6 protein-coding genes are annotated in these 7672 nt (G+C 74.4%); 4 read left to right on the top strand and 2 right to left on the bottom strand.

The features are described from left to right. From ACZ6TV_RS21510 to ACZ6TV_RS21495, 4 genes are all read left to right on the top strand, one after another. Positions 1-211 (top strand): hypothetical protein (locus ACZ6TV_RS21510; RefSeq protein ID WP_465298986.1); only part of this gene is annotated, 211 nt, incomplete at its 5' end. Between the two features lie 870 nt (positions 212-1081). Continuing rightward, positions 1082-1741, top strand: coding sequence for a hypothetical protein (locus ACZ6TV_RS21505; RefSeq protein WP_465299276.1), 660 nt, complete (start codon positions 1082-1084; stop codon positions 1739-1741). A gap of 15 nt (positions 1742-1756) precedes the next feature. Beyond that, complete coding sequence (locus tag ACZ6TV_RS21500) at positions 1757-3268, top strand: DNA polymerase Y family protein (RefSeq protein WP_465299275.1); 1512 nt, start codon at positions 1757-1759, stop codon at positions 3266-3268. After that, a complete protein-coding gene (locus ACZ6TV_RS21495; RefSeq protein ID WP_465298985.1) occupies positions 3268-6603 on the top strand; it encodes an error-prone DNA polymerase in 3336 nt (1111 codons plus the stop codon). Before ACZ6TV_RS21500 ends, ACZ6TV_RS21495 begins: the two co-directional genes overlap by 1 nt. Before the next feature lie 30 nt (positions 6604-6633). Here ACZ6TV_RS21495 and ACZ6TV_RS21490 read toward each other — a convergent pair whose 3' ends face one another. Beyond that, positions 6634-7020 (bottom strand): hypothetical protein, encoded by a 387-nt coding sequence (locus ACZ6TV_RS21490; RefSeq protein ID WP_465298984.1) that lies wholly within the window; start codon positions 7018-7020, stop codon positions 6634-6636. Then, on the bottom strand, positions 7013-7378 hold the full coding sequence (locus ACZ6TV_RS21485; RefSeq protein WP_465298983.1) for a hypothetical protein: 366 nt from the start codon (positions 7376-7378) through the stop codon (positions 7013-7015). Before ACZ6TV_RS21485 ends, ACZ6TV_RS21490 begins: the two co-directional genes overlap by 8 nt. Positions 7379-7672: the final 294 nt, after the last annotated feature.

The raw sequence follows: 7672 nt of genomic DNA, 5'->3' as shown, positions 1-7672 counted from the left end.
ACGTCTGGGCCCGGACGTGCTGGGCCCGGACGTGCTGGGCCCGGACGTGCTGGGCCCGGACGTGCTGGGCCCGGACGTGCTGGGCCCGGACGTGCTGGGTCGGTCAGTGCCGGGCTGGGACGTGATGGACCGGGATGTGATGGGCCGGGACGTGACGGCCGGGGTCGGGTCGGGACATGACGGGCAGGAACGTGCTGGGCCTGGGCCGTGACGGTCGGGCTGGTCCGGTCCGGCTGGGCTGGGGACGAGCGGGATCGTGACGGGCCGGTCAGCGCCGGGGCTGGGACATGACGGCCGGGACGTGCTGGGTCTGGGAAGTGCCGGTCGGGCCGTGCAGGTCCGGGACGTGACGGTTGGTCTGGTCCGGGCTGGGGACGGGCCGGTTCGTGACCGGGCGGTCAGTGCCGGGGGCTGGGACGTGACGGCCGGCTTGGCAGGGGGCGATGTCGGGGCGGGGTTTGTCGTGGGGAGCGAGCGTGACGGCTGACGTGGAGGACGGTGGCCGGGCCGGATCGTGCCGGTGGCTCTGCCGGGTCGGCGGTGCGGGGCATCCGGGCCGGCCACCATCCACGACGTCAGCCCCGCCGTTCCGCCGCCTCTGAGGGGGTCCGCCTCGCTCCGAGCGGGGGCGGACCCCCGGAGGCCGGCATCGGACGAAGGCATCGCGGGCCCCGCACCGGGCGGGGGCAGCACGGCGAGGCACACGGCGGGGAGGAGCGGTCGGGCCTCGGTCCCCGTGGCAGGACAGAACAGCAGGACAGAACAGCAGGACAGGACGGCAGGACAGGACGGCAGGACAGCGCCGCGTGTGGTCGTCGGAGTCGGCGGTCCGGGCGTGGCGGGAGAACAGCACAACAGTGGGGGAGCAGGTGCCGTGGCTGGCATGTCGGCTTCGGCGGCCGCCGGGTCCTCTGACACACACGTCGACGACGACGCTGTGTCCGGGGCCGCCGGCGTGACCGTCCCTGCCCTCCGCCGCGCCCTCCAGGCCGTCCCCACCTCCACCCCCGCCACCGGTCCACGGGTCCCGCGCGAGAGCTGGGAGCGCGCCCGGGGGCTGGCGGGGCTGGTCGGTGCAGGGATGGTGCGGCCGGCCAGTGAGCACACCGCCGAGGCCGGGGTCGGGGTGGGGAAGGTCCTGCCGGTGCTCGCGGGGCTGGGGGCGTTGCTGCCGGGGGGTGGGCTGCGGCGGGGGGCGACGATCGCGGTGCAGACGTCGTCGGTGCTGCTGGCGTTGCTGGCGGCGGCGAGCAGGGCAGGGTCGTGGTGCGCGGTGGTGGGGATGCCGGCGTTGAGTCCGGTGGCGGCGGCCGAGATGGGGATCGCGCTCGAGCGGCTGGCGCTGGTGCCCGACCCAGGGGCCGAGTGGGCGGGCATCGTCGCGGCGTTGCTCGACGGGGTGGACATCGTGGTGGCGGCGGTGCCGGGCACGGTCGCGCCGGCGGCGGCCGGGCGGCTGGCGGCGCGGGCCCGGCAGCGGGGCAGCGTGCTCATGCCGGCGGGGGTGTGGGCGGGCGCGGACGTGACGGTGTCGCCGGTACGGCAGAGCTGGGGCGGGCTCGGGGAAGGGCGGGGGCGCCTGCGGTGCCGGGAGCTGACGATCCAGGCCCGTGGCCGGGGAGCGGCGAGCGCCGCCCGCGAGGTGACGCTCTGGCTGCCCGCGCTGGAGGGGCCGCTGCCACCGGTACGCGATGCGAAGATGCCGCGCAGGGCGGCTCCCGCGCTGCGAAGGGTCGGCTGAGCGGTGCTGCGGACGATGGTGGTCTGGTGCCCGGACTGGCCGGTGGTGGCGGCGGAGATCGTGGACGGGTATCCGGCGGATCAGCCGGTGGCGGTGATGCACGCGAACCGGGTCCTCGCGACGTCGCCGGCGGCGCGGGTCGAAGGGGTGCGGCGGGGGCTGCGGAAGCGGGAGGCGCAGGGGCGGTGCCCGCACCTGATCGTCCTCGAGCACGACCCGGGGAGGGACACGCGGGCGTTCGAGCCGGTGCTCATGGCGGTCGAGGAGGTCGCGCCGGGGGTGGAGACGCTGCGGCCGGGGGCGTGCGCGCTCGCCGCCAGGGGGCCCGCCCGGTTCTACGGCGGTGAGGCCGCGGCGGCGGAGCGGCTCGTCGAGCAGATCGCGCAGCGGTGCGACGTGGAGGCACAGGTCGGGGCGGCGGAGGGGACGTTCGCGGCGGGGCTCGCGGCGCGGGCCGGGGTGCTGGTGCCGGCGGGGGGGACGGCGGCGTTCCTGGCGGACCTGAGCGTCACGGCGCTGGGGCGGCCGGCGCTCGCCGACCTGCTCCGGCGGCTCGGGATCCACACGCTGCAGGAGTTCGCGGCGCTGCCCGCGCCGGACGTGCTCGCACGGTTCGGGTTCGACGCGGCGCTCGCGCACCGGCTCGCCGGGGGGCGGGACGAGCGGCCGCTCGCGCCGCGGCGGCCGCCGGTGGATCTCGACGTGACGGAGACGTTCGACGAGCCGGTCGAGCGGGTCGACGCCGCCGCGTTCGCGGCCCGGGCCCTCGCGGAGCGGCTCCACGAGCGGCTCGAGGGTCACGGCCTGGCGTGCACGCGGCTCGGGATCGAGGCGACCACCGTCACCGGGCAGGAGCTGCTGCGGGTCTGGCGGCACGACGGGCTGCTGAGCGTCAACGCCATCGCCGACCGGCTCCGCTGGCAGCTGGACGGATGGCTGAAACGCAAGGACGGGCCGACGGGCGGGATCCTGCGGCTGCGGCTCGTCCCCGAAGGCGTCGTCGAGCACCTCGGGCTCCAGCCGGGGCTGTGGGGCGAGGCCGGCGAGGAACGCGACCGCGCCCACCGCGCGCTCACCCGCGTCCAGGGGCTGCTCGGCCCCGACGCGGTCCTCACCGCGGTCCTCGACGGCGGGCGCGCCGACAGCAGCCGGATCCGGCTCGTCGCGTTCGGCGACGAACGGGTCGCGCGGGGCACGGACGCGCCGTGGCCGGGTGGGCTGCCGTCGCCCTCGCCGGCGACCGTGTACCCGGTGCCGCTGCCCGCCGTCGTCGCCGACGGCGAGGGGCGGGTGGTGCGGGTCAGCGGGCGGCTGGAGCTCAGCGGCGCGCCGGCCACGGTACGGATCGGCGACGAGCAGCCCGTCGGCGTGGTCGCGTGGGGCGGGCCGTGGCCGGTCGACGAACGCTGGTGGGACGAGGAGGGCGCCCGCCGCCGGGCCCGCTTCCAGCTCCAGCTCGCCGACGAGCGGGCGATCCTGGCGGTCCTCGAGGACGGGACCTGGCACGTGGAAGGGCTGTACGACTGATGGGATTCAGCAACCCCGACATCCCGTGGCGGGAGTTCGAACGGCGGCTCAGCGGCAAGAGCTGGGAGCCGCCGGCGGGCGACTACCACCCCGACGTCCTGTCGGCGGACGGCGACGGCGGGGACGCCCCGGCCTGGACGCGCAAACGCGACGCGTACACGCCGCCGCCGCTGGAGCGGCCCGCCGACGCGGTGCCGTACGCCGAGCTGCACTGCCACACGAACTTCAGCTTCCTCGACGGCGCCAGCCATCCCGAGGAGCTCGCCGAGGCCGCCGCCCGGCTCGGCCTGTCCGCGGTCGCGATCACCGACCACGACGGCTTCTACGGCGTGGTCCGCTTCGCCGAGGCGGCCAGGGAGCTCGACATCCGGACCGTGTTCGGCGCGGAGCTGTCGCTCGGGCTGCCCGGCCCGCAGAACGGCGAACCCGACCCGCACGGCCGGCACCTGCTCGTCCTCGCCAGAGGCGCGGAGGGGTACGCGCGGCTGTCCACCGTCATCAGCGAGGCCCACCTCCGCGGCGGCGAGAAGGGCCGCCCGGTCTACGACCTGGAGGAGGCCGCGGCGGCGCTCGAGGACCACGCGCTGATCCTGACCGGGTGCCGGAAGGGACACGTCCAGGCGGCGCTGCTCGAACACGGCCCGGAGGCGGCGGGCAGGGAGCTGGACCGCCTGACCGCCCTGTTCGGCACCGGGTCGGTGGCGGTGGAGCTGACCTCGCACGGCGGCCCGTTCGACGACGAACGCAACGACGCCCTCGACGACCTGGCCCGGGCGCGGGGGCTGCCGACGGTCGCGACGAACAACGTGCACTACGCGACCCCGGGCCGGAAACGGCTGGCGACCGCGCTCGCCGCCGTCCGGGCCCGGCGCAGCCTCGACGACATCGACGGCTGGCTGCCCGCCGCCGGCACCGCCCACCTGCGCGGCGGCGCGGAGATGACGGCCCGGTTCGCGGCCTGGCCCGGCGCGGTCGCCAGGTCCGCCGCGTTCGGCGAGGAGCTCGCGTTCGACCTGCAGCTCGTCGCGCCGCGGCTGCCGGACCACCCGGTGCCGGAGCCCGGCATGTCGGAGATGGACTGGCTGCGGCACCTGACGATGCGGGGCGCCGCCGACCGGTACCGCGGCAACGCCAAGGCGCACGCGCAGCTGGAACACGAGCTGGCGCTCATCGAGGAGCTCAACTTCCCCGGCTACTTCCTCGTCGTGCACGACATCGTCACGTTCTGCAGGAACAACAACATCTACTGCCAGGGGCGCGGCTCCGCGGCGAACTCGGCGGTCTGCTTCGCGCTCGGCATCACCAACGTCGACGCCGTCAAATGGGGGCTGTTGTTCGAGCGGTTCCTGTCCCCGGAACGCGACGGGCCGCCCGACATCGACATCGACATCGAGTCCGATCAGCGCGAGAAGGTCATCCAGCACGTCTACGGCAAGTACGGCCGGCGGTACACCGCGCAGGTCGCGAACGTCATCTCGTACCGGCCGAAATCCGCGGTCCGGGACATGGCGAAAGCGTTCGGGCACTCGCCGGGACAGCAGGACGCGTGGAGCAAACAGGTCGAACGGTGGGGCGACGTGACGGCCGCCGACGTCGACGACATCCCCCGGCAGGTCCTCGACTTCGCCAACGAACTGCAGACGTTTCCCCGGCACCTCGGCATCCATTCCGGCGGCATGGTCATCTGCGACCGGCCGGTGATCGAGGTGTGCCCCGTCGAGCACGCGAGAATGGCCGACCGCACCGTCCTGCAATGGGACAAGGACGACTGCGCGTCCGTCGGGCTCGTCAAGTTCGACCTGCTCGGCCTCGGCATGCTGTCGGCGCTGCGCTACGCGTTCGAGATGATCGGCGGCGAGCTCGACATCTCCACCATGCCGCTGGACGATTCCGAGGTCTACGACATGCTGTGCCGCGCCGATTCCGTCGGCGTGTTCCAGGTGGAGAGCCGCGCGCAGATGGCCACCCTGCCGCGGCTGAAACCCCGCGTGTTCTACGACCTGGTCGTCGAGGTCGCGCTGATCCGTCCCGGCCCGATCCAAGGTGGTTCCGTCCACCCGTACATCCGCCGCAAGAACGGACTGGAGGAGGTGACCTATCCGCATCCGCTGCTGGAACCGTCGCTGGAGAAGACCCTCGGCGTGCCGCTCTTCCAGGAACAGCTGATGCAGATGGCGATCGACGTCGCCGGGTTCAGCCCCGCCGAGTCCGACGAACTGCGCCGCGCCATGGGGTCGAAACGGTCGATGGAGCGCATGGGCCGCATCCGGCAGCGGCTGTACGACGGCATGGCGGCCAACGGCATCTCCGGACCGCTCGCCGAGGAGCTGTTCGAGAAGCTGTCCGCGTTCGCCAACTACGGTTTCCCGGAGAGCCACGCGATGAGCTTCGCCTATCTCGTGTACGCGAGCGCCTGGCTGAAGCGCTACCACCCGGCGGCGTTCTGCGCGGCGCTGCTCAACGCGCAGCCGATGGGGTTCTACTCACCGCAGTCGCTCGTCGACGACGCCCGCCGGCACGGCGTCACCGTCCGCCGCCCCGACGTCAACCTCAGCGACGCCCGGGCGACGCTGGAGGACCCCGTCGCGGGGGAGGTGCCCGGCAGCGGCCCGCGGGGGTGGGGGCGGGGCGGGCCGGTCGTGCGGCTCGGGCTGTCCGCGGTCCGGTCCCTCGGCACCGCCGTCGCCGAACGGGTCGAGCAGGAGCGGGCCGGGCACGGCCTGTACACCTCGATGAGCGACCTCGCCAGAAGGGCCGGTCTCACCACCGCCCACCTGGAGGCCCTCGCGACCGCGGACGCCTTCGCCTCGCTCGGGCTCGCCCGGCGGGAGGCGCTGTGGGCGGCGGGCGCGGCGGCGCGCGAGACCGCGGGACGGCTGCCCGGCACGACCGGCGGCCTGGAGGCGCCGATGCTGCCCGGGATGGACGCCGTGGAACGCATGGTCGCCGACGTCTGGGCGACGGGGCTGGCCCCGGACGCGCACCCGGCGCAGTTCGCCCGCGAGTACCTCGACCGGATCGGCGCCCTGTCCGTGGAGCGCCTGCACACCGTCGAGCACGGCCGCCGGGTCTGCGTCGGCGGGATCGTCACCCACCGGCAGCGCCCGGCGACCGCGGGTGGCGTCACCTTCATCAACCTGGAGGACGAGACCGGGATGCTCAACGTCACCTGCACGCCGGGACTGTGGCAGCGGCACCGGCGGGTCGCCCGGACGGCGAACGCCATGATCGTCCGCGGGATCCTGGAGAAGGTCGAGGGGGTGCTCAACCTGCGCGCCGACCACCTCGCGGTGCTGAGCCTGCCGATCCGCTCGGCGTCCCGCGACTTCAGATGAGCCCGTGCCGCCTGCGTGACCCCGTGCCGCTCACGCGGTCCGGCGGCCGCGCAGCAGCCACCAGAGGCCGACGACCGGCAGGACCAGAGGGACGTAGCCGTAGCCCTGCCCGTAGTCGGACCAGACGGTCGCGTCCGGGAACGCCTCGCCGTCCAGGATGCTCAGCGTGCCGACGACGAGGACGCCGAGCAGCTCGAACCCGCACGCGGCGAGCGCGACCCGGCGCGCGTCCCGGGCCAGGGCGACGGTCGCGACGATGTAGACGGCCGCGGCGAGCGCCGACAGCGAGTACGCGAGGGGCGCGTCGCCGAACTTCGTCGCGATCTGCACGCCCGCCCGGGCGGTCGCGGCCAGGGCGAACACGCCGTAGATCGCGACGAGGACCCGGCCGGGACCCCGGTTGATGTGTTCAGCCATTCCAGATCTGTCCCAGTCGCAGGATGAGCACCGGCACGATGACGGCGGCGCTGCCGATGAGCAGGGAACCCCAGCGGGTCGGCTCCATCCGGGCGAGGACGGCGCCGGCCGGCGGCAGGAGCAGCGCCGTCAGCATGTACCCCACCAGGGTGACGACCTCGCCGCCGTCCTCCGGGCCGTGCCCGCGGGCGAGCCCGACGCCGAGCGCGACCACCTGCACCAGGACGAGGACCGTGATGACGCCGAGCCCCAGCATGAGCGGGCGGGTCGGCTCGCGGTGCCGGAAGAACTCCACGAACGCCCAGGCCGCGAGGGCGAGCGACAGCACGGAGACGGCGACTGCCAAGGGCCCGATCACGGCCGTCAGCGTAATGCGGCGGGCCCGGAGCGCCTGCCCCGGGCCCGTCCTGCTCTATGTTCCGGGCTCGGCACCCGGCGTCGTCAAGGGGTTGATGACACCGGGGACATCGGGTTCGAACGATGGCCCCAGCTGCCCGGGGACACGGACGGCGGCGGCGCCGTGGTTCGGGACTGTCGCCTACCTGGCACTGCGCTGGGCGGTGGCACGTTTCGGGGATTCAATGCTTCCCGAGAGTGCCTAACGTTGTGTTCAACAGCGACAACGAGGGCACACCGGATACTGGGGAGTTGC

The sequence above is a fragment of the Dactylosporangium sp. NPDC051087 genome (assembly GCF_055586325.1).
Note: the sequence above shows the minus strand (reverse complement) of the source record. Positions and strands in the feature narration are given on the sequence as shown.